22 protein-coding genes are annotated in these 23738 nt (G+C 71.7%); 13 read left to right on the forward strand and 9 right to left on the reverse strand.

Going from position 1 to position 23738, the window contains the following annotated elements; all coding sequences use genetic code 11:
- Position 1: 1 nt before the first annotated feature.
- On the reverse strand, positions 2 to 796 hold the full coding sequence (locus tag ABZU43_RS01060) for a hypothetical protein (protein WP_355004566.1): 795 nt from the start codon (positions 794 to 796) through the stop codon (positions 2 to 4).
- A 248-nt stretch (positions 797 to 1044) separates the two neighbouring features.
- Complete coding sequence (locus ABZU43_RS01065) at positions 1045 to 5490, reverse strand: cation-translocating P-type ATPase (RefSeq protein ID WP_355005163.1); 4446 nt, start codon at positions 5488 to 5490, stop codon at positions 1045 to 1047.
- A 218-nt stretch (positions 5491 to 5708) separates the two neighbouring features.
- Here ABZU43_RS01065 and ABZU43_RS01070 point away from each other — a divergent pair, with 218 nt between their 5' ends.
- The 5 genes from ABZU43_RS01070 (at position 5709) to ABZU43_RS01090 (ending at position 9261) form a co-directional block, all read left to right on the forward strand.
- Positions 5709 to 5969: a hypothetical protein gene (locus ABZU43_RS01070; RefSeq protein ID WP_355004567.1), complete on the forward strand. Its 261-nt coding sequence runs from the start codon at positions 5709 to 5711 to the stop codon at positions 5967 to 5969.
- Positions 5970 to 6028: 59 nt separating this feature from the next.
- A complete protein-coding gene (locus ABZU43_RS01075) occupies positions 6029 to 7417 on the forward strand; it encodes an MFS transporter (RefSeq protein ID WP_355004568.1) in 1389 nt (462 codons plus the stop codon).
- 51 nt (positions 7418 to 7468) lie between these two features.
- Positions 7469 to 8122 (forward strand): GAP family protein, encoded by a 654-nt coding sequence (locus ABZU43_RS01080; protein ID WP_355004569.1) that lies wholly within the window; start codon positions 7469 to 7471, stop codon positions 8120 to 8122.
- A gap of 300 nt (positions 8123 to 8422) precedes the next feature.
- Entirely contained in the window at positions 8423 to 8617 is a 195-nt protein-coding gene (locus ABZU43_RS01085) for a hypothetical protein (RefSeq protein ID WP_355004570.1), read from the forward strand.
- Between the two features lie 95 nt (positions 8618 to 8712).
- Complete coding sequence (locus ABZU43_RS01090) at positions 8713 to 9261, forward strand: YbaK/EbsC family protein (RefSeq protein ID WP_355004571.1); 549 nt, start codon at positions 8713 to 8715, stop codon at positions 9259 to 9261.
- A 74-nt stretch (positions 9262 to 9335) separates the two neighbouring features.
- Here ABZU43_RS01090 and ABZU43_RS01095 read toward each other — a convergent pair whose 3' ends face one another.
- From ABZU43_RS01095 to ABZU43_RS01110, 4 genes are read right to left on the reverse strand one after another with little or no spacing between them, the layout of a single operon-like run.
- Positions 9336 to 9977: a DsbA family oxidoreductase gene (locus tag ABZU43_RS01095; protein WP_355004572.1), complete on the reverse strand. Its 642-nt coding sequence runs from the start codon at positions 9975 to 9977 to the stop codon at positions 9336 to 9338.
- Positions 9978 to 9997: 20 nt separating this feature from the next.
- On the reverse strand, positions 9998 to 10426 hold the full coding sequence (locus ABZU43_RS01100; protein WP_355004573.1) for a SufE family protein: 429 nt from the start codon (positions 10424 to 10426) through the stop codon (positions 9998 to 10000).
- 35 nt (positions 10427 to 10461) lie between these two features.
- A complete protein-coding gene (locus tag ABZU43_RS01105) occupies positions 10462 to 10887 on the reverse strand; it encodes a CBS domain-containing protein (protein WP_030487636.1) in 426 nt (141 codons plus the stop codon).
- A gap of 57 nt (positions 10888 to 10944) precedes the next feature.
- Positions 10945 to 12714: a proline--tRNA ligase gene (locus tag ABZU43_RS01110; RefSeq protein ID WP_355004574.1), complete on the reverse strand. Its 1770-nt coding sequence runs from the start codon at positions 12712 to 12714 to the stop codon at positions 10945 to 10947.
- Positions 12715 to 12855: 141 nt separating this feature from the next.
- Here ABZU43_RS01110 and ABZU43_RS01115 point away from each other — a divergent pair, with 141 nt between their 5' ends.
- The 8 genes from ABZU43_RS01115 to ABZU43_RS01150 all read left to right on the forward strand — a co-directional run bounded on the left by ABZU43_RS01115 (position 12856) and on the right by ABZU43_RS01150 (position 21183).
- Positions 12856 to 13386, forward strand: a complete 531-nt coding sequence (locus ABZU43_RS01115) for a SigE family RNA polymerase sigma factor (RefSeq protein WP_355004575.1) — start codon at positions 12856 to 12858, stop codon at positions 13384 to 13386.
- On the forward strand, positions 13383 to 14579 hold the full coding sequence (locus tag ABZU43_RS01120; RefSeq protein WP_355004576.1) for a hypothetical protein: 1197 nt from the start codon (positions 13383 to 13385) through the stop codon (positions 14577 to 14579). The genes ABZU43_RS01115 and ABZU43_RS01120 overlap by 4 nt, the downstream gene beginning before the upstream one ends.
- 226 nt (positions 14580 to 14805) lie before the next feature.
- Positions 14806 to 15927 carry a hypothetical protein gene (locus ABZU43_RS01125; RefSeq protein ID WP_355004577.1) on the forward strand — a complete coding sequence of 374 codons (1122 nt, stop codon included), beginning with the start codon at positions 14806 to 14808 and terminating at the stop codon, positions 15925 to 15927.
- Between the two features lie 228 nt (positions 15928 to 16155).
- Positions 16156 to 17295, forward strand: a complete 1140-nt coding sequence (locus ABZU43_RS01130; RefSeq protein ID WP_355004578.1) for a hypothetical protein — start codon at positions 16156 to 16158, stop codon at positions 17293 to 17295.
- Between the two features lie 176 nt (positions 17296 to 17471).
- Positions 17472 to 18239, forward strand: coding sequence for an SGNH/GDSL hydrolase family protein (locus ABZU43_RS01135; RefSeq protein WP_355004579.1), 768 nt, complete (start codon positions 17472 to 17474; stop codon positions 18237 to 18239).
- 2 nt (positions 18240 to 18241) lie between these two features.
- Positions 18242 to 18688, forward strand: coding sequence for a hypothetical protein (locus ABZU43_RS01140; RefSeq protein WP_355004580.1), 447 nt, complete (start codon positions 18242 to 18244; stop codon positions 18686 to 18688).
- A 128-nt stretch (positions 18689 to 18816) separates the two neighbouring features.
- The gene (locus ABZU43_RS01145; RefSeq protein ID WP_355004581.1) at positions 18817 to 20184 is read left to right on the forward strand and encodes a hypothetical protein; all 1368 of its coding nucleotides are present in this window, start codon (positions 18817 to 18819) and stop codon (positions 20182 to 20184) included.
- Positions 20185 to 20280: 96 nt separating this feature from the next.
- A complete protein-coding gene (locus tag ABZU43_RS01150) occupies positions 20281 to 21183 on the forward strand; it encodes a sulfurtransferase (protein WP_355004582.1) in 903 nt (300 codons plus the stop codon).
- Between the two features lie 112 nt (positions 21184 to 21295).
- On the opposite strand, the gene ABZU43_RS01155 is transcribed toward ABZU43_RS01150, so the two are convergent.
- The 3 genes from ABZU43_RS01155 to ABZU43_RS01165 all read right to left on the reverse strand — a co-directional run bounded on the left by ABZU43_RS01155 (position 21296) and on the right by ABZU43_RS01165 (position 23677).
- Positions 21296 to 22489 carry a hypothetical protein gene (locus ABZU43_RS01155; RefSeq protein WP_355004583.1) on the reverse strand — a complete coding sequence of 398 codons (1194 nt, stop codon included), beginning with the start codon at positions 22487 to 22489 and terminating at the stop codon, positions 21296 to 21298.
- Complete coding sequence (locus ABZU43_RS01160; protein WP_355004584.1) at positions 22486 to 23034, reverse strand: SigE family RNA polymerase sigma factor; 549 nt, start codon at positions 23032 to 23034, stop codon at positions 22486 to 22488. Before ABZU43_RS01160 ends, ABZU43_RS01155 begins: the two co-directional genes overlap by 4 nt.
- 70 nt (positions 23035 to 23104) lie before the next feature.
- Complete coding sequence (locus ABZU43_RS01165) at positions 23105 to 23677, reverse strand: TetR family transcriptional regulator (protein ID WP_355004585.1); 573 nt, start codon at positions 23675 to 23677, stop codon at positions 23105 to 23107.
- Positions 23678 to 23738: the final 61 nt, after the last annotated feature.

The raw sequence follows: 23738 nt of genomic DNA on the forward strand, positions 1-23738 counted from the left end.
GTCAGGAGGTCGTCGGGGCGTGGCCCCGAGGGGCTGCTTCCCAACGCACGCCGGGCGGGATGATGCCGAACCAGGCTCCGGTGGCGGCCATCAGGGCGACGAGGTACGCCGCCCACCACCCGAGCAGCGCCCACATACCGTGGGCGAGGGCGTTGGCCAGGCCGGGCACGAGGAACACGAGAAAGAGATAGGCCAGACGGCCGTACGAGAGGCTGGCCCTCTTCGGCAGCCCCCGGGCCTTGCGGAACGGAATGAGTCCGACCCCGTAGGGACGACGGCGCAGCGTGAAACTCGCCGGCCAGAGCCGCCCGTACCCGGCCACGTCGACCACGCTGACGCCGGGCCCGTGCCGGACCGTAGCCTGACGCGACCTGGTCAGCTCCCGCAACCACGGTTCCCAGACGACACGTTGGTGCAGGACACCGCCCCCGCCCCGGCCGCTCACCGTCAGCCACACGGAGTATCCCTTGGGGCTGGTGTCGATCCCGCCGGCGGCGCTTACGGCGTGCGCCGCAGCGGTGACCCGCCCCGCGCTTCCCGGCTGCGGCGACTGCGCCAGATGCGCGATCACCATGGCGCGCCTCGCGGGAGCACGAGCGGCACCCCACCACTGCACCAGGCGGACGAGCCAGGACAGCACCAGAAAAGCTCCCGGAGCCAGCGCCACGCGGATGACGTCCCCTCCGTGCCCGACCCGCGGGCCGTTACCCAGCATGTACCCCAGCGCGATGAGGGCGGCCAACGCCACGACGCTGCCGATCACGACCATCGGCGCGCGAGCACGCCGATTCGCCAAGCTAGCTGTGCTTCCGCCGCTGGCCATCGCGTCGTCCTACCTGTTCGCCCCGAGACGTAGCCGCGACGCTAGCAACGCCGAGCAAGGCTCACATCGCGCGTCCGTGGCAGATTTTCACCGCGTTGTACGGCGGTGGCAGGCTCTCGTGCAGTGCAGTGCAGTGCACTGCACTGCACTGCACTGCAGTGCGGTCGCGGACGGGCCCCTGAGCCGATCGGCATCGTGCACTCTGCTGCGAGCGCCGCCAGTCAGCCTTCGGAGCCACCGGCGGCCCTGGGACGGGTTTCCGGGAGGCGTTCCACCAGCTTGGTGAGCGCGCCGTTGGCGAAGGTCGCGCCGAGCGCCGACCCGGCCCCGATGGTCCAGCCCACCGGCCCGAGCGGGGTGCAGCCGAAGAACTGGCTCACCCCCGGGGTCTGCACCACCACGACCAGGACTCCCAGTGACGCCACAGTGGAGGCCAGCACGGTCGGGCTGGTGCCGCCGGCCAGGATGGTCTGCCCGAGTTGGGTGCCGACCAGGGAGACCAGGGCGACGGTGCCGGCCCGCTGCCGGCGTCCGGTGTAGCGGGCCAACGTCCAGCCCGCAGTGGCGCCCAGCGTGGTGGCTGCCGCCCGCAGCCCGATCTCCCTGGTCAGGCTTTCGCCGAGCGCCGTGTCCGGGCCCTCCTTGAGTAGCGCGTCGGTCCGGTCGGACGCGGGTGGGCGGACCGCGATGGCCAGCGCCGGCGCCAGGTCGGTGAGCAGGTTGACCAGCAGGAGTTGGCGTCCGGTGAGCGCGGAACGGCCGGTCGCGGCAGCGGTGAGCACACTGAACGCGATCTCGCCGAGGTTGCCGCCGACCAGGATGCTGAGCGCGTGCCGCACCGACGACCACATGGCCCGCCCTTCGATGAGGGTGGCGATGATGGTTTCCAGCCGGTCGTCGGTGACCACCAGGTCGGCTGCGGCGCGGGCTGCCGGGGTGCCCCGTTGGCCGAGGGCGATGCCGACGTCGGCCAGCCGGATCGCCGGGGCGTCGTTGGCGCCGTCGCCGGTCATCGCCACGGTCCGTCCGCACTTCTGCAACGCCTGGATGATCCGCACCTTGTGCGCAGGGGTGCAGCGGGCCACCACGTCGGTGTTGGCCAACCGTTCGGCGAGCGCGTCGTCGTCCAGCTGGTCGAGTTCAGCGGCGGTGACCACCCGCTGCTCGTCGTGTTCACTGATGGTGGCGGCGATCGCCTCGGCGGTGGCCGGGTGATCACCAGTGATCATGATGGTGTGCACGCCGGCCTGCCGGATCCGGCGTACCGCCGGGGCTGCGCTCTCCCGGACGCCGTCCGCCAGGGCCAGGAAGCCCACGAAGGTCAGCCCGCGGACGTCGGAGTCGGTCACCTTCGGGTCGTTCACCGGGCACTCCGCGACGGCGAGGATCCGGTTTCCCGCACCGGCCCGGTCGGCGAGCATCCGCTCCAGCTCCGCGCGGCCGGCGTCGTCCAGTGGCTCCTGACGACCGTCCATGCGTCGGGACGAACAGCGCGGCAGCACCGTCTCCGGAGCACCCTTGACGCTCAACAGCAGGTGACCATCGGTCTGTCCGATGCTCGCGTGGTAGCCGCGGGACGGCTCGAACGGCAGCCCCCCGGCGGCCCGCCACCCGACGGCACCGGTCTGCTCCACCACCCCGGCCTCCCCGGCGCCCTGGCGGACCGCCCGGTCGGTCTGCAACGCCAGCTCCTCCGGGTTCTTCGCGGCCGGGGTGGCCCGCAGTGCCGCGGCCAGCGTCATCCGGAGCCGGTCGTCCAACCGGTCCGGCGGGGCGTACCGGTCGCCGACGCTGTCGCCGACCCCGGCCAGCAGCAACTGGCCCTCGGTGAGGGTGCCGGTCTTGTCGAAGCAGAGCACGTCCACCCGGCCCAGCGCCTCGATGGTGCGCGGGTTGCGGACCAGCGCGCCGTGCTCGGCCAGCCGCCGGGCCGCGGCCAGCTGCGCCGCGCTGACCAGGAACGGCAGCCCCTCCGGCACCGACGCCACGGCGAGGTTCGCGGCGGTCGCCGCCGTTTCGGCCAGGGGTACGCCTCGAAGCAGGCCCGCGCCGGCCACCGCCACCGCGGAACCGGCCGCCAACGGGATGGCGGCGCTGGTCAACGCGCCGAGCCGAGCTTCCACTCCACTGGCCGGCGGGTCCTGCTTGACCAGGGCGAGGCTGCGGCCGGATTCGGTGTCCGACCCGGTCGCCACCACCACGGCAGTGCCGTGCCCGGCGGCGACGGTGGTGCCCTCGTAGAGCATCGAGTGTCGGTCGGCGATGGCGGCGGCCACCACCGGTCGGTTGGACTTGGCGACCGGCAACGACTCGCCGGTCAGCGACGACTCGTCCGCCTCCAGACCCACCGACTCGAGCACGCGGCAGTCGGCTGGCACCGAGTCGCCCGGCTCAAGGGTGATGACGTCCCCGAGGACGAGGTCTTCGGCGGCGAGGACCTGCTCGGCACCGTCCCGGCGGACCCGGGCGGTCACCGCCGACCGCGACAGCAGTTCCGCCAGCGACCGCTCGGTGTTGCGCTCGTGCACCGCCCCGATCAGGGCGGACCCACCGACGACGCTGCCCACCAGCGCGGCATCGACAAGCGAACCGAATGACGCGGAGAGCACCGCCCCGGCGGCCAGCACCGGGGTGAGCGGGTTGGACAACTCGTCCACGAAGGCACGCAGCAGCCCCCCGCTCCCCGGTGCGGCATTGCCGTTCCCGCCAGCGCCCTGGTGCCGGCGCTGCGCCTCCGCGCTGGTCAGACCGTCGGGCGTGGAGCGCACGTGGTCGAGCACGGTGCCGACGGGCATCAGGTGCCAGGCGGTCGTGACCGGTGCCGGGGTGTCCGACTGGTCGTGCAACCGGCGGGCCTGCCAGACCCCGTTGGCGAAGGCCAGCCCGGCCGCGCCGTTGACCGCGACGAGCGACCGGCCGGGCAGCTCGGTCGGCGGGGCCGTGAACGCGCCCAGCGCCCCGAGACCGGTGCCGGCCATGGCCAGCCGGATGTTCTGCTGGGCCGTACGCCGAGCCACCCCGGTCGCCTCGATCACCAGGGCCACCACCCGCAGGTCGGCACCGACCAGCAGGTGCGCGCCCCACGGCGGCAGCTCCTCCGGCGCGGCGAACCCGAGACCGCAGTCGGACGCGCCGAGCGCCTTCCGGTCCGCGGAAACGAGCATCACCACCGCGCCGTCGCGCTGCAACGCGCGTACCGACTCGGCCAACTGGTCCCCGCCGGGGAGTTTCGCGTCGGCGAAGCCGTACCGCTGCTCGTCGCCGCCGGCGACGACCAGCCGCAGGCCGGCATGTCGGGCGGCGGAGGGCAGGCCGTCGACGCCCGGCGCGGGTTCCGGCTCGACCCGCAACAGTGCGGCGAGCCGGTCGCCGTGGGCGAGGCCGAGCAGTTGGCCGCCGGCCGAGCGCAGCCGGTCGCCGTCCGGGACGGTGCCGGGGTCGTGGTCCGGCATCTGGTCCAGCGGCCCGAGCCGCCAGCCGTCCGCCGTACGGGAAGCGGCCGGGTCGTCCGGGTCGAACAACGCGAAGGCCCGCTCGGCCACCTGGTCGACGTCCGCGTCGGCCGCTGGCGCCAGATCGGCCAGAACGCCCCGGTCCGAGCCGAGCACCGCGGCGTCCAGCACGAGCGTGTCGATGCGGTCCAACTCCCGCAGCACACTGCGGTCCATCGCGATCACCCCGCGCCTGGCCAGCATCCGGCCGAGCTGGGCGCCGTACCCCTCGCGTCCGCTTCCGGGCGCCTTCGGCAGCGCGGACAGGCCCAGCGCGGCGGCCCGCTTACGCCCGGCGAAGGGCACCGCCGCCGCGCCGGCCGCCGTACCGGCGGCGAGCGCCCGGTTGATGTACCGCTCGACCGGGCCGTGTGGCTTGGGTCGGGGACGGTCGGCTATCGGCCACCGGGCGACGGCACGCTCGGGGGCGCCGGTCAACCGCGGTTCGGCGCTCTCCCAGGCGGAGAACTGGGCCCGGTCCTCGCTCCACTCCACGAGCCGTTGGGCGCTGTCGACGACGATGCCGGTCCAGCGGCCGGCCAGGCCCTGTACGACAGCCTCGGCCAGGGGAAAGAGAATCTCCGCGCGCGGGTCGGAGCGCAACGTCCTGCCAAGGAACGCGTGCAGCTTCGGCTGAAGATCCACCGCGGCGAGCAGACCGGCCACCTCACCGGGCAACGGCGCGAACGGCAGGATCCGGGTGGCCGCCCAGAGGGTCAGACCCAGCGCGTCCGAGGCGAGCGCGCCGAGGGTGCGCGGGTTGTGTGGGCCCTCCTCGGGCGGGTGCGGGGGCGGGATCTCCGGGTCGGGCTCGTGGTCGCAGGTCCGTTCGACGCGGTCGATGGTGGCGATGAGGTCATCGAGATTCGGTTCGGGGGCCCGCACGGCCACCACCACCCGCCCGGAGGGAGCGTTCACCCGGGCCCAGGCCACCCCGGGCATCCGCTCCAGCGCGCCCTCCACCTGGCGGGCGAGCTGGTCGCCGCCCTCCTGGCAGACACCGTGCACCTCGATGTGGTGCCGGCCCGGCCGGGACCAGACCCGACGCCGCGTCAACCCGACCGTCCGGGCCAGCCGGACCGCGGCCGAGCTGACCGACCGGGACGCCTCGCCGACCAGGTGCGGCACGCCGAAGGACGGCAGGATGCGGCCGGCAGCGCGACCCGCCGCCGTCATCGAGGCGTACGGCTGGACGGGCGCCGGCCCGGCTCCCTGTTGCCGCTCGTCCTGAGCTTGGCCATGTCGTCCTCCCACCGCACTCACGTCCGGCGGCCTGGCTTCCCGACCTGCCATCCGTTATGCCCCCTGGGTGGCGGAATTTTCCGCCGTCGCTGGCGCATGGACGGGATGGGCCGTGGAACCCGACCATCATCACCGGACATGGGGAGGCCGGCATGAGCACGCTGACGCGACATCTCAACGGTGCACGGGAGAACGTCAACATGTACAACCGGCGGGTGCACCTGCCGATGCTGGGTGAGATGGCGGTGCCGCCACCGGACAAGGTCATCTACTACGCCGGGCTCGGGGCGCTCGCCGCGCTACAGGTCATCGAGTGGCCGATCGCTGTGGTGATCACCGCTGGCCACCTGCTGGCGGACCAGCATTTTTCCGGGCTGGCGCGCGGTGTCGGGGAGGTGTTGCAGGACGCCTGACGAGAGCCGGGTCACCGGACTGTTGACATGAATCCGGGTTCAGGTCGCATGCTCGGTCGATGCCGAGCACCGCCGTCACCGATGCACCCGCCGCACCAGGACTCTTCGCCCCCCGGCTGCGCGCGATGACGGTGGGCAGCGTCGCGCTGATCTCACTCCTCGCGTTCGAGGCGTTGGCGGTCGGCACGGCGATGCCGACCGTCGCGCGCAGCCTGGACGGGCTGGCGCTCTACGGGATCGCCTTCGGTGGCCCGTTCGCCAGCGGTGTGCTGGCCATGGTGGTCTCCGGCATCTGGTGCGACGCGCGGGGTCCTCGGGGGCCGATGTGGCACGGCGTCGCGTGGTTCGTGGTCGGGTTGCTGATCGCCGGGACCGCGCCCGTGATGAGCGCGCTGGTCGTCGGGCGGGTCGTGCAGGGTTTCGGCTCCGGGCTGCTCTCGGTGGCGCTCTACGTGATCGTCGGCCAGGCGTACCCGCCGGACCTGCACCGGCGGATCTTCGCGGCGTTCGCGGCGGCGTGGGTCGTGCCGTCGCTGGTCGGGCCGGCGGTTGCCGGCCTGATCGTGCAGCACCTGGGCTGGCGGTGGGTCTTCCTGGCGGTGCCGGCGGTGGCGGTGCCGGCGGGGCTGCTGATTCATCCCGGCCTGCGGTCGCTGGGCCGGAGTGCGGCCACGAGCCCGCCGACGGGTGCGGCGGCACGGATCGGTTGGGCGTGCGGGGCCGCAGTGAGTGCCGCACTGCTGCACATCGGGGGACAGCAGCGCGGCGCCACGGCCCTGGTGCTGGTCGCGTCCGCCGTGGTCGGCCTGCTGGTCTGTGCCCCGCGCCTGCTGCCGGCCGGGTTCCTTCGGGCCGCACGAGGGTTGCCCACCGTCGTGGGACTGCGTGGCCTGGCGTCGGCGGCCTTCGTCGGCAGCGAGGTGGTCATCCCGTTGATGCTCTCCCGGGAACGAGGTTTCTCGCCGACTGCGGCCGGGCTGGTCCTCACTGTCGGCGCGCTGGCCTGGTCGGCGGGCTCCTGGTTGCAGGGCCGGATCCCGGTGCCGGCGTCGCGGGCGAGCCTGCCGCGCGCCGGGTTGACCTGCATCACCGTCGGCACGGCCACCGTGGCGCTGGCCGTCCGGCCCGAGCTGCCGGTGGCCGTCGCCGTGGCCGGTTGGGCGATCGCCGGTCTGGGCATGGGGTTGCTCTATCCGCCGTTGTCGGTGCTCACCCTGGAGTTGTCCGCGCCAGGTGAACAGGGCCGCAACAGCTCGTCATTGCAACTGAGCGACTCCCTCTTCGCGGCGACAGTGCTCGCGCTGACCGGGGCCGTGTTGGCGGCAGGAAGTGCGCCGGGCCCGGCGAGCTACGCGACGACGCTCGTGGTGACGGCGGGCCTGGCGCTGCTCGGGGCGCTGCTGGCCGGCCGGGTCGTGGTGGGCGGGGGTGCGCGACAGGCCGGGTGATCGGCGGATTCCGCCGCGTCCCACCTGCTCGTGCCGGGAGGATGGCGGGCGATGAACTTCCTGACCGTGCTGCCGCTCGCCGTGGTCATGGTCGCCGGGACGCAGTTGGTGGTGGCGGTCTTCCTGGCCTCGTCGGATCGGCCCCGGGCGGCGTCGCTGGGCTTCCTCGCCGGCGCGGGGCTGGTGGTCGCCGCCGGGGTGACCCTTGCCTGGTTGTTGACCAAACTGGTCGGCGGCGCGGCCGCCGACGCCAGCGCCGTCGCCGGGAAGGTCGACCGCGGCCCCGCCATCGACCTGGTGGTGCTGGTCCTGCTCGTGATCCTGGCCGTGCTGATCTGGGTACGCCGGAACCGCTCCGGACCGCCGCGCTGGCTGGGGAGCATCGAGCAGGCCGGTCCGCCGCAGGCGCTGCGGCTGGGTGCGCTGCTCTTCGTGGCGACGCCCACCGACGACCTGACCATGGCCACCGTCGGGGCGAGCGTGGCCCGACACGACCTGCCGTGGTGGCACCTGGTGCCGTTCGTGTTGGTCACCGTGCTCCTGCTCGCGCTGCCTCTGCTGGCGTTGCTGCTGTTGGGGGGCAGGGCCTCGCGGGTGCTGACCCGGATGCGCGAGTGGGCCGAGGGGCACGCCTGGATCGTCAACGAGATCGTGATCGCGTTCTTCGCGCTGCTCACCGTGTTGGACCTGATTCGATCGGGATGATTGGCCGCCCGCCGTCACGGGTTGCCGCGATGTCTCGTCAACACCAGTCGACCGAGTGGGGAGGGCGAGATGAAGGTTCTGGTCACCGGGGCGTCCGGCAATCTGGGCCGTGCGGTGCTGGGCCGGTTGCGCGACGACGGATTCCCGGCCGGCTCGGTCGCGAGCTGCGGGCCGGTGGTCTGGCCACCGAGGCACTGCCCCGGGGCGTGCGTACCCGGGCCGACCATCTGGCCGACACGTACGGGGGAACCGGCCGGAAATGAGAGCAACAACGGTTCACGTTCGTCTTACCGTGACGCCATGTTCGCTGTCGTCACCACTGTGATCCTCTACGTCTTCGGCTTCGTCTTCCTCTACGGCGTGATCCGGCTGGGTGTCCGGCACGCGTTCGAGGATCTGGAGCTGCAACGGGCCAAGGCCCAGCGCGAGGAGGAGTTGGCCGCTGGCCGCGACCGCTCCTTCATGCGCGACAACGCGTTCCTCGCCGGCAGTTGAGCGCCGGATCGATCCGACCCCGGCCGGTGGCGTCGCCGGGGGGTCGGGGAGCCGCTGGGCGGTTCAGCGTCGCGGATGCGAGGATCGCACCCGTGATGGGAACGCTGAAGACCGAACCGGCCCGCGCCCGCCTGGATCTGCTCGCCCCGCCGGTCGCGGAGGCCATCGCGCAGTGGCCGGCCGACGCGCCGGTGGACGTCAACGACGTGCTGGTCGCGCCGATCGACGCCGACCTCGCCGACACCGCGGCGTTCTGCGCGGCGTACGAGGTGGGGTTGGACGTGTCGGCCAACTGTGTCGTGGTGGCGGGCAAGCGCGAGGGAGTGGTGCGCTACGCGGCGTGCATCGTCCTGGCCACCACGCGGGTCGACGTGAACGGGGTGGCCCGCCGGGCGCTGGACGTCCGCAAGGCGAGCTTCGCCCCGATGGACGACGCTGTCGAGTTGACCGGCATGGAGTACGGCGGCATCACCCCGATCGGGCTGCCGGCGCAGTGGCCGATCCTGGTGGACTCGCGGGTCATCGCCACACCGCACGTGATCGTCGGGTCCGGCGTACGGCACAGCAAGATAGCGCTGCCGGGGCCGGCGTTGGGCGCGCTGCCGGGAGCCCAGGTGGTCGAAGGGCTGGCCAGGCCAGCCTGACCAGGCATCGGCATCGATGTTGTTGCACGTGAAACATCGTGATCATCGATGCCAGACGCCCGACCCCCGGTGACTCAGTGTGAGTGCGCTGCGGACTCCCGCTGCTCGACCTCGGCGAACGCGGCGAGCAACGTCTGCACCTCCTGCGCGCCGGAGACCGCGTACTTCCCGGCCAGCACGAAGGTCGGCACGCTGGTGATGCCCAGATCCCGGGCGGTGGCCAGTGCGGCGGCGACGTCGGCGACGCGCTCGTCGGAGTCGAGGAACCGGCGCGCGTCGGCCGCGTCGAGGCCGATCTCGCCGGCCAGGGCGGCCAGCGCCTCCCGCGAGCCAACGTCGACAGCGTTGTTGAAGTGCGCCTGGTAGAGCGCCTCCACCATCTCGGGCGCCCGGCCCTGGTCGGTCGCCCACGAGACGAGGCGGTGCGCGTCGAAGGTGTTGGCGATCACCGCGCGGTCGTAGTCGAGCCGCAGCCCGTCGGCCGCCGCGACCTGGGTCACGTGGTCGACCATCTGCCGGGCGCGCTCCGGGCCGCCGAACTTCCCGGCCAGCGCCTGCACCAGCGGCAGGGGCTGCGGCACCGGCGACGGGTCGAGCTGGAACGGCCGGTAACGGACCGTCACCTCGCCGTCGTAGCTGGCGAGGGCCTCATCCAGGCGGCGCTTGCCGATGTAGCACCACGGGCAGATGACGTCCGCGTAGATCTCGATCTCCATGCTCGGTGGCAACCCCGCGGTCAGCCGAGTTGTTCCCGGATCTGCCGCTTCAGGCGGCCCAGGATCGCGGTGCCGCCACGGACTCGTAGTGGGCTGATCGCCTGGGCCAGCCCCATCCGCTGATAGAGGTCGTCCGGCACGGCCAGCACCTGCTCAGCGCTCGCCCCCGCCAACCCCTCGGCGAGGATCCCGGCGAACGCCCGGGTGGTGGGCGCTTCCGGAGGGCAGTCGAAGAGCGTCTCCACCGTGCCCTCCGCGGTCACCTTGGCCCGCAGGAAGAACGCCGTCTGACACTCGGGCACCTGCTCCATGCCCTCGCGTTCCGCGGCGCCCTCCGGCAGCGCCGGGACGACGTCCGCGTACTCCAGGAGCATCTCCAGCACCAGGTCGCGCGGCGCGGCGGCGAACTCGTCGACGATCTCGGCCAGTCGGGCCGGCATGTCAGCCATGCGTCGAGGCTACCGCCGTCATGCCCGGGCCCCGCTCACACCGTCGGTGACTGCTCGCTGATCTCGCTGAGCGCGCTGGTGGGGTCGAGCTGCATGGCCAGGTCGCCGAGCGAGACGATCCCCACCAGCTTGCGGTCACTGTCACAGACCAGCACCCGTCGGATGCCCCGATCCCGCATGAGCGCCGCCGCCTCACCCGCAGTGCAGTGCTGCTCGATCATGACGACCTCGCGGGTGACGATCGAGCCGATGGTGGTGGCCGCGGGGGAGCTGTTCTCCGCCACGGCCCGCACCACGATGTCCCGGTCGGTGAGCATGCCGGCGAGGCTGGCGCCGTCGGTGACCACCACATCACCGATGTCGGCCTCCTTCATCACCCTGGCCGCCTCGTCCAGGGTGGTCTCGGCCGGCAGGTACACGACCTGCTTGGTCATCACGTCACTGACCCGGTAACCGGTCATGAGAGCCTCCGAAGACGTATCCAGCCGATCCGACTGCACTACCCCGTGACACCGTCGCTACACCAGGTTCGCACGTTCCTGCCGTACCTCGTCGACGAGTCGATCCACCAGACCGGCCAGCGGCAGCTCGATGCGCTCGCCGCCGGCCCGCTCGCGCAGCTCGACGTACCCCTCGGCGAGCCGGCGGCCGACCACGACGGCCCGGGGGATGCCGATCAGCTCGGCGTCGGTGAACTTGACCCCGGCCGAGACGTGCGTGCGGTCGTCGACGAGCACCCGCAGGCCGGCGGCGGCGAGACGCCCGCCGAGCTCCAGCGCCGCGTCGAGCTGCGGGCCCTTGCCCGCAACCACCAGGTGTACGTCACACGGTGCGATCGCCGCCGGCCAGACCAGCCCCCGGTCGTCGTGGTGCTGCTCGGCGACGGCCGCCACCGCCCGGGAGACCCCGATGCCGTAGCAGCCCATTGTCGGCCGGACCGGCTTGCCGGCCGGCCCGAGCACGTCGACGGCGAAGGCGTCGGTGAAGCGGCGACCGAGCTGGAAGATGTGCCCGATCTCGATGCCCCGCCGGATGGTCAGCTCGCCCGCCTCGCACGCGGGGCAGGGGTCGCCGGCGCGGACGTCGGCCCCCTCGATGGTGCCGTCGGGGGTGAAGTCCCGTCCGCACACCACGTCGGTCGCGTGTCGGCCCGGCTCGTTCGCCCCGGTCAGCCAGGCAGAACCGGTCACCACCCGAGGGTCGACCAGGTAGCGGATGCCCAGCTTGTCGAGCAGTTGCGGTCCGAGGTAGCCGCGCACAAGCTCCGGATGCTCGGCCCACTCCTCGAAGACGGCCACCTGTGCCGGGTGCAGTGCGGCGGCGACCCGCTTCAGGTCGACCTCCCGGTCACCGGGCAGCCCGACGACCAGGAGCTCGGCCCGGTCGGCACCCGGCTCACGAACGGACAACACGACGTTCTTCAGGGTGTCGGCGGCGGTCCAGCCGTCCCGACCGCCCAACCGGCGCGCGTTGGCCAACTCCACCAGACTCGCGATGGTCGGAGTCTCCGGAGTGTCGTGCACCTCGACGGCCGGCTGCGCGCTCGGGTCACCGGCGCTCGGCACCCGGGTGGCCACCGCCTCGGTGTTCGCCGCGAAGTCGCAGGAGGTGCAGCCGACGAACGTGTCCTCGCCGACCGACGTCGCCGCCAGGAACTCCTCCGACGCTGAGCCGCCCATCGCGCCGGACATCGCCCGCACCACCGTGTAGTCCAGCCCCAACCGATCGAAGATCCGCTGGTACGCGGCACGATGCCGCCCGTACGCCTCCCGCAGCCCCGCCTCGTCCAGGTCGAAGGAGTACGCGTCCTTCATCAGGAACTCCCGGCCGCGCAGCAACCCGGCCCGCGGCCGCGCCTCGTCGCGGAACTTCGTCTGCACCTGGAACAGCGTCACCGGGAAGTCCCGGTACGAGTTGAACAGGTCCTTGACCAGCAGCGCCGCCATCTCCTCGTGGGTGGGTGCCAACAGGTGCTCGGCACCGCGCCGGTCGGCGAGGGTGAAGATGTCGTCGCCGTACTCCGTCCACCGGCCGCTGGTGCGGTACGGCTCGGCGGGCAGCAGCGCCGGAAAGTGCACCTCCTGGTCGCCGATCGCGATCAGCTCGGCGCGTACGACGTCGGTGATCCGATCCAGCACCAGCTTGCCCAGCGGCAGCCAGGTGTAGCCGCCCGGTGCGGCACGACGGATGTAGCCGGCGCGCAGCAGCAGCCGATGACTCGGCACCTCCGCGTCGGCCGGATCCTCGCGCAGGGTCCGCAGCAACAGGGTCGACATGCGTAGCAGCATCCGCGCAGCCTACGGCCGGTAAGGCAGGATGAGCGATCCATTTCGATCCGAACCGGACCCGACACCGGCAACCATCGACGCCGTTGCTGGCGTCTGCAAGGACACCAAGCCCTCGTACCTCGACCTGAAGGATTGGCCCGTGTGGACCCTCTGCTGAGTGAGTTCGACTCGTTCGTCCGTGCCCGCACCCCGGCGTTACTGCGCTCGGCCTACCTGCTCACCGGCGACCAGCACCTGGCCGAGGACCTCGTCCAGTCGGCCCTGGCCCGGACCCACCGCTCCTGGAACCGCCTGCACCACAGCGGCAACGCCGAGGCGTACACCCGCAAGACCATGTACCACCTACAGGTGTCCTGGTGGCGACGGCGCCGGGTACCCGAGTCGATGCCGGGCGATATGCCCGAGCCACGCGGAGGCGACTCGGCCCCGGACCACGCCCACCAGACCAGTCTGCGGCTCACCCTGCGGGCGGCACTGGCGAAGCTCTCCCCGAAGCAACGTGCCGTGCTGGTGCTGCGGTTCTTCGAGGACCGCACCGAGGCTGAGGCGGCGGACCTGCTCGGCGTCACGATCGGCACCGTGAAGAGCCAGACGGCCAAATCACTGGCCAGGCTGCGCGCCGTCGCGCCCGAACTCGCCGAGCTGTACGTCCTGGAAGGGAGTACCCAATGAACGACCAGCGCCTTCGGCTCGACCTGACCGCCCTGGCCGACGAGGTCACCTCCGTCGACCTGCGGGACCGGACCCTGCGTACGTCCCGTCGGCTTGGTATCCAACGGGCGGTTGCCACGTCGGCCGCCGCGCTGGTGCTGATCGGCGTGGCGGCCGGCACCGCCTTCGCCGTCCGATCGGACCAGTCCCCGCCTCCGCTGCCGGCTGACACCCCGTCGGTCACCGCGTCGCCGTCGCCGACTCCGACGCCCACCCCGACGCCGTCCAACAGCGCCGGCGACACGCCTGGCGCCCCGCCCAGCGGCGGGTCGGGCACGAACACCCCGTCCGTGCAGTTCGGCAAGCTCTTCTACGGCCCCGCCAAAATCGCCAAGGCCGAAACCGCGAACCTGTGGTCCTGGCGTCCGGGCAACAGTCCGGTACGACTAGGGGCTCTGCCTGAACCCTTTGCGGCCGTCAGGCGGGTGAGTATCTCGCCGGACGGGCACCGGGTTGCGTGGGTGCAGGGTGACGGCGAGGGTAGTATCAACCTCTACACGGCCGACGTCGACGGCTCCGACAGGCAGCGGATGCGCACAGAGGTCGACCAGTTATGCGTCCACCCGGTCTGGTCGCCCGATGGGCGGTACTTGCTGTTCGGCGAGTGGACCGAGGCGGAGGGGCCTGGCCGTTACGGGGTGCTGGACACAGGCTCGGCGAATAGGACGGTGCGCTGGTGGTCCAGCGAGCTTGCTGGGTGCAATCCCCGCTGGTCGTCCGACGGTGCCACCATCGCGATGAACACCCATGACGGTGTGGTGCTGCTCGATAGCAGTGGCAATCGAAAGCATGACATGCCAGTGCTGGATCCAAGTGACTTCTTGGCGAGCGGTGACGTTATGAGCCTCTCCCCACATGGTGATCGCATCGCACTGAACCGCCGCGACTCTGGCAGTAGAAATCAGGAGGCCGGGGTTCTAACTTCCGGCGTCGCCGTGGTGCGGGCCACACAGACGGGCAAGGAGATACGACTGCCCCTGGGTGGCCGGAAGCCGCAGCAGGTCTACTTCCAGGCGGACGGTTCGATGGTCGTGCGGGTCAAGACCAGTAACGGGTACGCGGTGCTGCTGGTGGACGAGGACGGGAAGAAGATCTCCGAAATCGCCGAGCCGGCGAGTCTGAAGAACGAGCAGATTCTGACGGTCGTCGACTAACGATCAGCGCGAGATGGGCGGGTCACCCTCGGGCGGCCCGCCCTTTCTGCGTCTGCGCACCGCTGCGGAGTCGGTGTTGATCACGGTCGGTGATCTGCGGAAAAGGTTGCCGGCGCGAGCGGATCCGACTGTCCGGTAGTAGCGCGCCGCGGCGGCAACTCGCCACGGCCAGGCGCTCGTCTTGGGTGGTGTCAGGCACGGTAAGCCTCCACAAAGGACAACGACGATGAACCTCGGTCCGTTCACCCGCACCACCCGCCCCGCCTCGGCCCGCCGTTCCGGCGCGCTCGCCGGCACGGCCGCACTGCTGCTGCTGACGTTCGGCGCTGCGGCCTGCGGCACCGCCGACCCGAAGACCACGCCCGCTCCGACCGGTACCGCCACCGCCACTCCCGTTCCCGCAACCGGCGACACCTCGGCCGCCGGCACGGGCGGAGCCGGCGACGCGCCTGGCGCCCCGCCCAGCGGCGGGTCCAGCACGAACACCCCGTCCGTGCAGTTCGGCAAGCTCTTCTACGGCCCCGTTACTAGGCCCAGCGGCGAGAATGGGAATCTGCGGTCGTGGCGTCCGGGTGACAACCCGGTACGACTCATGGCGCTGCCGGAGAGCGCAGCGGTCCTCAACGTCAACGTGTCGCGGGATGGCCGCCGGGTGGCCTGGGCGGGCGAGGGTGCCGACGACGGCGGCGATCTCTACATCGCCGATGTCGACGGGTCGAACAAGCAGAAGATGCGCTCGGAGGTGGATCCGTACTGCGTCACTCCGGCCTGGTCTCCCGACGGACGGCAGTTGCTGTTCCGCGAGGACAAACCAACTGGTGGATTTGGCCGGTTCGGATTGCTGGACGTGCGCTCGGCGAAAAAAACGGTGCGCTGGTGGACCACCGAACCTGAGGACTGCCACGCCCTTTGGTCGGCGGACGGTAAGACCATCGCCATGAGCACCTACGCCGGGGTCACGCTCTACAGCCCGGACGGCACGAAGCTACGCGTCATCCCCGGCTTTTCCCGTGACGGTTGGAGCGCCGACGATCTTGCCAGCCTTTCGCCGGACGGTTCCCGGATCGCCTTGCTGCGAATGAGGCCGGGTGATGCTGCGGTCATGGTGAAGCGCGATCTGCGGGCCAACGTGGTGCTGGACACCCGTACGGGCAAGCAGGTCTCGTTGCCGTTGGGTGGGCGCACGCTGGAACAGGTCTACTTCCAGGCGGACGGTTCGATGGTCGTGCGGGTCAAGACCAGTAACGGGTACGCGGTGCTGCTGGTGGACGAGGACGGGAAGAAGATCTCCGAGATCGCCGAGCCGGCGAGTCTGAAGAACGAGCAGATCCTGGCCGTCGTCGACTGAACGATCAGCGCGAGAAAGGGCGGGTCACCCTCGGGTGGCCCGCCCTTTCTGTGTCTGCGCACCGTCGACGGGCGAGTGTTGATCACGGTCGGTGAACTGCGGAAAAGGTTGCCGGTGCGAGCGGATCCGACTGTCCGGTAGTAGCGCGCCGAGGCGGCAACTCGCCACGGCCAGGCGCTCGTCTTGGGTGGTGTCAGGCACGGTAAGCCTCCACAAAGGACAAAGACGATGAACCTCGGCCCGTTCACCCACACCACCCGTCCCGCCTCGGCCCGCCGTTCCGGCACGCTCGCCGGTACGGCCGCACTGCTGCTCCTGGCGTTCGGTGCCGCGGCCTGCGGCACCGCCGACCCGAAGACCACGCCCGCTCCGGCCGAAAGCGTCACCGGCACCACTACCGCCACCCCCGTTCCCGCGACCGGTGACACCCCGGCCGCCGGCACGGGCGGCTCCGTGCCGGATGCGGCCCCGGCCGTCGCGCCGGCCCGTCCGGCGGTCGGCTCGACGCAGTGGCCGCAGATGACCTGGTACACCGCCGAGGAGTACGGCCAGAAGCAGAACGACCCGGCCCGGATCTGGCGGCGTACCGCTGCTGGGACGTGGCAGGTGGTGCGTTCGGGTCGTCTCGGGAACAGCATGGACGCCGGCCCACTTGCCGTCTCGCCGGACGGCCGACGGGTGGCCTGGCTGGAAGGGTCCGCCCGCCGCCTGGTGATCAGCGCGTTCGACGGCACGAAGCGGCACGTCATTCCGACCCAGGGTCAGCAGACCTGCGCGCCGAGCTGGCTCGACTCCGGGCGGGTGCTGTACGGCCTGGGGCGGGAGAAGGAGCTGACGCTCATCGCGGTCAACGCCGACGGGACCGGGCAGAAGGTGCTCGCCACCCACCACCCGAAGTGCCCGACGGTGTCCGGTGGGTGGATCGCCCAGGTCGGCGCGCAGACCGTGGCGATCTCTGACGAGCGAGGCGTCCGACGGGCGGTCAGCCCGCGCCTCCCCGCCGGCCTCGTCATCGGCGGAGTGGCGGCGATCTCCGGTGACAGCCGGACGCTGGTGATCAGCGCCCACACGACCAGCCCCGGCGGATGTGCCTGCAGCGAGCGGTTCCGCAACTACCGGCTCGACGCCGCCAGCGGGGCTCTCACCGAGCTGGCGCCGTTGGACCCGGCGTGGAAGAAGCCGACCGGGCACGGCCAGGCCATCGACGGTGTCGTCCTGGCCGACGGCGGTCTGGTGGTGCAGGTCAACGCGGCGACGCCGGCCGACGGCGCGCCGGCGTACCGGCTGGTCCGGTACGCGGCCAGTGGCCGGGTGCTGGCCACCGCGTCGGTGCCCGCCGGCCAGCCGTGGGGTGGCCTGCTGGGCTGAGCTCCCGGTGCAGCGTCACCGGGTAGGAGGGACCGGCCACTCACGGGGGTGGCCGGTCCCTCCCGTCGTCGTCGGCGCAATGACCTCCGACACGTAGTGGATTCGGGGCGGTGCCGGGCGTTGCCGCGGTGACAGACTGGTCGCCGCAGGCAACGGGTGGCGTAGGGGAGGCGCGGGTGCGCTGGCGCAGTTATGTCGCGGTCGGGGACAGCTTCACCGAGGGTATGGATGACGCGTACCCCGATGGCACCTTCCGGGGTTGGGCGGACCTGGTGGCGACCCGGCTCGCCGCCGACGCGGGGCCCGACTTCCGGTACGCGAACCTGGCCATCCGGGGCCGGCTCTTCCCCGGCGTGGTCGCCGAGCAGGTGCCCTCCGCCGTGGCGATGAAGCCCGATCTGATCAGTTTCGCGGCCGGTGGCAACGACGTGCTGCGGCGCACCTTCGATCCGGACACGCTGGTCGCCCGCTTCGACGAGGTGGTCCGGCAACTGCGCTCGGGTGGCGCGGACGTGCTCCTCTTCCGGTTCGCGGACGTGATGGCCCGACTGCCCGGTCAACGCCTCGTCGCCCCCCGGGTGCAGCTGCTCAACCAGGCGGTCGGTGAGACCGCCGAGCGGCACGGCGCCATCATGGTCGACCTGTACGCCGACGACACGTTCCTCAACCCCATGCTGTGGAGCACCGACCGGCTGCACCTCTCCCCGGCCGGGCATCGCCGGGTCGCCGGGCAGGTGCTGAACGCCCTCGGGGTTGGTTGCGACGAGGAGTGGCTGATGGTTCCGCCGCACCCGGCGCCGTCACCATGGTTGGCCGCCCGCGCCTCCGACCTGCGGTGGGCCGGTCAGTACCTCGCTCCCTGGGTGAAGCGGCGGTTGACCGGTCGGTCGTCCGGCGACACTGTGACGGCGAAGCGCCCGCAACTCGGCCCGCTCGTCGACTGATCATGCTCACAGTGCACACGGCGGCCCTGCTGCGCCGTGACCCGGACGGCGAGCCGGTGCCCGACCACGCCGTGCTGGTCAGCGGCGACCGGATCGAGGCCGTCGGCCCACTGGCCGAGCTGACTTCGGCGTACGCCAACGCCCGGCTTCGCCGCTGGCCCGGCTCGCTGGGGCCGGGTCTGCTGCACGACGGTCCGCTGCCGCCCGCCCCGACCCCGCGTGAGCGGGTGCACGCGCTGCTGCGTACCGGGGTGACGGCGGTGCTGGCGGAACACCTGACCGACCCCGCCCTGCGCGCCGCTGCCGAGCGCGGCGACCTGCTGGTGCTGGCCACCGCCGTGGCGCCGACGCTGCGTCCGGGCGGGCGGGCCGACCTCGCGGTGCACGGCCTCGACGGCACCTGCCTGGTGACCGTCGTCGCTGGTCGGATAGCCCACCGGCGCGCCTGAGCAGGGCCGTGGCTTCCACTGTGGATTGACCTGGCCGGATCGGGGTCGCCCGATGTCCGCCTTCCTCGATAGCATCCGCTGCCCCCGCTGATCGGAAGGCGGGGACATCGGGGAAAGGTAGATGAGGGATGACCTTCATGCCTGGCACGACGACATCCGCAAGACCGGCCCGGGCCCTGCTGACCGTGGGGCTTTCCGTGGCGGTCGCCGCCGGGATCCTCACGCTCCCGGCCGCGCCGGCCGCAGCGAACGAGCTTCCCATTGGTGCCAACAACCCACCGGGCGCGCCGACCGAGCTGCAAACCTCCGGCGAACCGTGTACGACGGCCGAGCCGTACCAGTTGTGGCAGAACGACGATGTGGCGCTCTCCGCCATCCTGCATGACCAGGACATCAACGAGAGCGGTGGCACCGACAGGTTGACCACCACCTTCGCGCTCTGGCCTGTCGACGAGCCGACCGCTCGGATCGAACGGTTCGGCCAGTACGGTCGGGAAGGTGATCGGGAGAGCGTCCTCGTCGAACGGGAGACGCTCACCCACGACCGGGTGTACGCGTGGCAGGTGCGGGCGGCGGACAGTTGGGCAACCGGGGAGTGGAGCGGCCTCTGCTATCTCCGGACCGACTTCCAAGGCCCGGTGGTCGCCCCGATCGTCACCTCCACCGACTTCCCCGTCGAGGGCTGGACCCCGGCGCTGCCGGGTCGGTTCACCTTCGACGCGGCGGCGACACCGGACGCGGTCGGCTTCCGGTATGAGCTGCTCGGCGGGGACGGCGTCCACGCGGTGTCGGCGGACCACCTCGGCGGCTCGGCAACCGTCACGCTCCACCCCGATGCGGGCCCCAACACCCTCCTGGTGTGGAGCCTGGATGCGGCCGGGAACAGGTCTCCCGAGGCGAGGTACGAGTTCCGGGCCAGCGACGTCGCACCGATCGTCACCGGCAGACTCACTGAGATCGGCGTGCCGACGACGTTCACAGTGCAGCCGCAGATGGCTGGGGTGGTCCGCTACCGGTTCCAACTGGACGGCGACCCCGAGCAGACCGTCGAGGCGGCGGCCGACGGCACCGCAGCGCTCACCGTCACCGCCACCAGGGGCGGCAACCGGACGCTCTCCGTGACCAGCGTGACCGCCGACGGCGTGACCGCCACCACGACGAGCACCTTCGTGCTGTCCACCACCCCGAAGATCACCGCGACGGTCTATCGGCAGGGCGCCACCAGTGGGGCGCCGGGTGTGCCCGGTGTCTTCACCTTCACGCCGCGCCAGGCTGACGTGGTCAGCTACCGCTACAGCTTCAACACGGTGACCAGCACCGTGGCCGCGGCGGCCGACGGCACCGGATCGGTGACCTGGACGCCGGCCAAGGCCGGGCTGACCATGCTCACCGTCTGGAGCATCGACCGGAGCGGCACCGAGTCGGCTTCGGCATCCTTCATCTTCTTCGTCGGCAACCCGCCGCCCAGCAACCCGGCGCAGGCCGGCGACCAGTAGCCAGTGGATCGGCCGACCGGCCCACCATCCCGTGCGGGTGGTGGGCCGGTCCCGTTACAGCGGTCGCTGGCGGCGATCCGGCGTACCTTGGGGATCATGTCTGTGCCGAACGATCCCGATCCCCGCCTCCAGTCGTACGCGGACCCGCAGCGGCTGGTCACCACCGAGTGGCTGGCCGAGCATCTGGGCGATGAGGGCCTCGTCGTCGTCGAGTCCGACGAGGACGTGCTGCTCTACGAATCCGGTCACATTCCCGGTGCGGTCAAGGTCGACTGGCACCTGGAGCTGAACGATCAGGTGACCCGGGACTACCTGGACGCCGCGAGCTTCGCCGAGATGTGCGCCGCGAAGGGCATCGGCCGGGGCGACACCGTCGTCTTCTACGGCGACAACTTCAACTGGTGGGCCGCGTACGCCCTCTGGGTCTTCTCACTCTTCGGCCACGCCGATGTGCGACTGCTCGACGGCGGCCGGCAGAAGTGGATCGCCGAGGGGCGCGAGGTGACCCGCGACAAGACGGCTCGCCCGCGCGCCGACTATCCGGTGCCGTTGCGTGACGACGCCCCACTGCGGGCCTTCCGGGAGCAGGTCATGGCGCACGTCGCGTCCGGCCGGCCACTCGTCGACGTCCGGTCGCCGGGTGAGTACACGGGCGAGATGCTGCACATGCCGGACTACCCCCAGGAGGGTGCGCTGCGCGGTGGGCACATCCCGGGCGCGGTCAGCAAGCCGTGGAAGTCCGCCGCCAACGAGGACGGCACGTTCAAGTCGGCCGACGAGCTGAAGGTGATCTACGCCGACCAGCTCGGGCTGAGCCCGGACGACGACGTGATCGCGTACTGCCGGATCGGCGAGCGGTCCAGCCACACCTGGTTCGTGCTGCGGCACCTGTTGGGCTACCCGCAGGTGCGCAACTACGACGGCTCGTGGACCGAGTGGGGCAACCTGGTCCGGGCGCCAGTGGTCAAGGGCGATCAGCCCGGCGGCCTGGCCGTCTGACCGGTTCGTTGTGTGATCGACTCGGGTTCCCTGATGTCGAGCTGTCCCCTTCGCTGGGACACCGCGGTATCCATGAACCCGAGTCGATCACGTCGAGGCGACGCGACCCCTGTCAGCTGGCCAGCACGATCACGCCGCGCAGGTCGCGGATGATTCCGGTGATCTCGCCGGTCTCCGGATGCCAGCGCGCCAGGGCGGCCGGTTCCAGTCGGAGCAGCACCGCGCCCCTGTTGTCCCAGCCCAGCACCTCGCAACAGCCCTTGCCGCGCTCCCGGCCCAGGTCGAGCAGGTGGAGCACGGCGCCGGTCCGCGCGTCCAGCACCGCGGCCCCCTCGGCGCCACTGATCTCGCCGCTGGTGATCCAGGCTGCTCGGGCCAGCCGCTCGCCGTGCAGCCAGCCCCGGCCGTAGAACTCGTTGACCTGGTAGGGCGACGGCAGCGCCGAGGCGTTGATCGGCTGTTCGGAGCGGAGCTTGCCCTCCCGGGCGGTTCGGCTGCGCAACTGCAGGCTGGTCCCCTCGCCGTACGTCTCAATGAGCGGGGCCTCGCGGCCGGCGGCCGGGTCGGGCGCGATCAACTCCCAGGTCGACACGTCGATCGGGCTGGCCGCTCCGGTAGCGCGGTCCACCGCGTACGTCCGGTCGTCGCCCCCGACCAGCACCCGGTCGTGCGCCCACACCACCTGCTCCAGGTAGCCGTCGAGCGGTATCCGGCGGACGGCCGCCGTGGTGAGGTCGATCATGATCAGCTCTTTGGTCTGCGCGAACGCGGCCGACCGGCCGTCCGGCGACAGCACTCCCGGCCTGAGGGCCGCTACCTCATTGCCGCTCGCGTCCCGGGTGGGTGCCAGCGGCACCACGTCGAGGCTGCGCACCACGCCGTCGTTGCCGAGCACCCGAACCGAGCCGTCCTCGCGACCCTCCTCGTCAAGCGGCTGGAACAGTGCCAGTGCCCGCTGGACCGGTCGCTCGGAGAGCGGCACCGTCGCCGGGGCACCGAGCTTCGCCAACGGATCGGGCGGGTAGGTCAGGTCTGCGGGCGGTCGCTGCACCGGACCAGCGTGGGTGGGATCGGCGGTCGGGGTCACCGTCGGGCCGACCGGTGGGACCGGTACCGGATCGGCGGGCGGTCGCAGCGCCGCAACGGTGCCACCGCCGACAAGGAGCACGGCCACGGCGACCACTCCGACGGCCCGCCGGTTACGCCGGGTGCGTCGAGCCCGCTCCCATCCGGCGGCGGCCGGCTGGCTGGGCAGCACGTCCTCGACGCTGACTGTCAGCAGTTGGCGCAGTTCCTGCTCGTTCACGGGTTCACCTCCAAGCCGCTGGCCAGATCGGCCGAGCCCTGGCTCGGTCGGGCATCGCGGGCGAGGTCCGGGGCGACCTCGCGGAGTCGGCGCAGCGCCGCGTGGCACTGGCTCTTCACGGTGCCGACGGTCACCCCGAGCGCCTCGGCGGTGGCGACCTCGGTCAGGTCCTCGTAGTAGCGCAACACCAGCACGGCCCGCTGCCGTGGTGGCAGCAGGCCCAGCGCGTCGTGCATCGTCAGCCGTAACGCGCCGTCACGGTCGTGGGCCACCTGGTCCGGCGGTGCGGCGCTGAGCCATTCCCGCCGTCGGCGACGCCACCACGACACCGAGTCGCGATAGAGGATGGCCCGCACGTACGCGGAGGGGTCGCCGTTGCGGACCGAGGGCCAGCGCAGCGCCAGCTTCAGCAGCGCGTCCTGGAGGAGGTCCTCGGCCTGATGCTGGTTGCCGCAGATCAGGTAGGCCGCGCGGAGCAGCCGGTGCTGGTGGTTCTCCACGAAGGCGAGGTAGCCGTCGCGTCCGTCGTCCTTCGGCGGCGCCATCCGCCCCCCTCCCGGCCGTCGCGCTGTACGCGTCAACTGGCAGACGCACGGGAGGTGGGAAAAGGTTGGGTCAGCCCGGTGGCGTTCCGGTCAGATAGCGCTGGAGCGTCGGCGCGATCCAGGAGACCAGGTCGTCCGGCGGGGTGTCGACCATGGGCGGCAGGCGGACGATGTACCGGGTGAAGGCGAGGCCGAGGATCTGGCTGGCCACCAGGCCGGCCCGTCGGGCGGTCAGCGCCGGGTCGCCGCCGAACGTGGCCACGGCGGCGGTGAGCTGGTCGGCGAAGATGCCGCGCATGCGTTCGGCCGCGCCGGGGTTGGTGCTGGCGGCCCGCAGCAGCGCCACCAGGGTCTCGTCGCCCTCCCAGCGCGCGAGGAAGTGCCGGACCAGCACCTCACCGAGTCGAGCGGGCGGCACCGAGGTCAGGTCGGGCAGGCGTAGGTCGAACTCGGCCGCCGCCGCGAACAGCCCCTCCTTGCTGCCGTAGTAGCGCATCACCATCGAGGGGTCGATCTGGGCGTCGGCGGCGATGGCCCGGATCGTGGCGCGCTCGTAGCCGTCCGCCGCGAACCGTTCCCGGGCCGCTCGCAGGATCGCCGCCCGGGTGGTGTCGGAGCGTCGGGAGCGCGTCGGGCTGGTCATGCCAACGACCGTAGGCCAACAAGTGTTGACACGCAATCGGGCGGGCCCTAGCGTTGCCAAC

It is taken from the genome of Micromonospora sp. NPDC005205 (genome assembly GCF_040608275.1).
GTDB lineage: Bacteria > Actinomycetota > Actinomycetes > Mycobacteriales > Micromonosporaceae > Micromonospora.

What these genes read in the sequence shown, in the direction of transcription:
- ABZU43_RS01095 (WP_355004572.1), bottom strand. Translation starts at nt 9,977, where the DNA reads ATGGAGATCGAGATCTACGCGGACGTCATCTGCCCGTGGTGCTACATC.
- ABZU43_RS01085 (WP_355004570.1), top strand. Translation starts at nt 8,423, where the DNA reads ATGTTCGCTGTCGTCACCACTGTGATCCTCTACGTCTTCGGCTTCGTC.
- ABZU43_RS01080 (WP_355004569.1), top strand. Translation starts at nt 7,469, where the DNA reads ATGAACTTCCTGACCGTGCTGCCGCTCGCCGTGGTCATGGTCGCCGGG.
- ABZU43_RS01160 (WP_355004584.1), bottom strand. Translation starts at nt 23,034, where the DNA reads ATGGCGCCGCCGAAGGACGACGGACGCGACGGCTACCTCGCCTTCGTG.
- ABZU43_RS01105 (WP_030487636.1), bottom strand. Translation starts at nt 10,887, where the DNA reads ATGACCGGTTACCGGGTCAGTGACGTGATGACCAAGCAGGTCGTGTAC.
- ABZU43_RS01070 (WP_355004567.1), top strand. Translation starts at nt 5,709, where the DNA reads ATGAGCACGCTGACGCGACATCTCAACGGTGCACGGGAGAACGTCAAC.
- ABZU43_RS01100 (WP_355004573.1), bottom strand. Translation starts at nt 10,426, where the DNA reads ATGGCTGACATGCCGGCCCGACTGGCCGAGATCGTCGACGAGTTCGCC.
- ABZU43_RS01140 (WP_355004580.1), top strand. Translation starts at nt 18,242, where the DNA reads ATGCTCACAGTGCACACGGCGGCCCTGCTGCGCCGTGACCCGGACGGC.
- ABZU43_RS01090 (WP_355004571.1), top strand. Translation starts at nt 8,713, where the DNA reads ATGGGAACGCTGAAGACCGAACCGGCCCGCGCCCGCCTGGATCTGCTC.
- ABZU43_RS01075 (WP_355004568.1), top strand. Translation starts at nt 6,029, where the DNA reads ATGCCGAGCACCGCCGTCACCGATGCACCCGCCGCACCAGGACTCTTC.
- ABZU43_RS01120 (WP_355004576.1), top strand. Translation starts at nt 13,383, where the DNA reads ATGAACGACCAGCGCCTTCGGCTCGACCTGACCGCCCTGGCCGACGAG.
- ABZU43_RS01130 (WP_355004578.1), top strand. Translation starts at nt 16,156, where the DNA reads ATGAACCTCGGCCCGTTCACCCACACCACCCGTCCCGCCTCGGCCCGC.
- ABZU43_RS01150 (WP_355004582.1), top strand. Translation starts at nt 20,281, where the DNA reads ATGTCTGTGCCGAACGATCCCGATCCCCGCCTCCAGTCGTACGCGGAC.
- ABZU43_RS01145 (WP_355004581.1), top strand. Translation starts at nt 18,817, where the DNA reads ATGACCTTCATGCCTGGCACGACGACATCCGCAAGACCGGCCCGGGCC.
- ABZU43_RS01065 (WP_355005163.1), bottom strand. Translation starts at nt 5,490, where the DNA reads ATGACGGCGGCGGGTCGCGCTGCCGGCCGCATCCTGCCGTCCTTCGGC.
- ABZU43_RS01125 (WP_355004577.1), top strand. Translation starts at nt 14,806, where the DNA reads ATGAACCTCGGTCCGTTCACCCGCACCACCCGCCCCGCCTCGGCCCGC.
- ABZU43_RS01110 (WP_355004574.1), bottom strand. Translation starts at nt 12,714, where the DNA reads ATGCTGCTACGCATGTCGACCCTGTTGCTGCGGACCCTGCGCGAGGAT.
- ABZU43_RS01165 (WP_355004585.1), bottom strand. Translation starts at nt 23,677, where the DNA reads ATGACCAGCCCGACGCGCTCCCGACGCTCCGACACCACCCGGGCGGCG.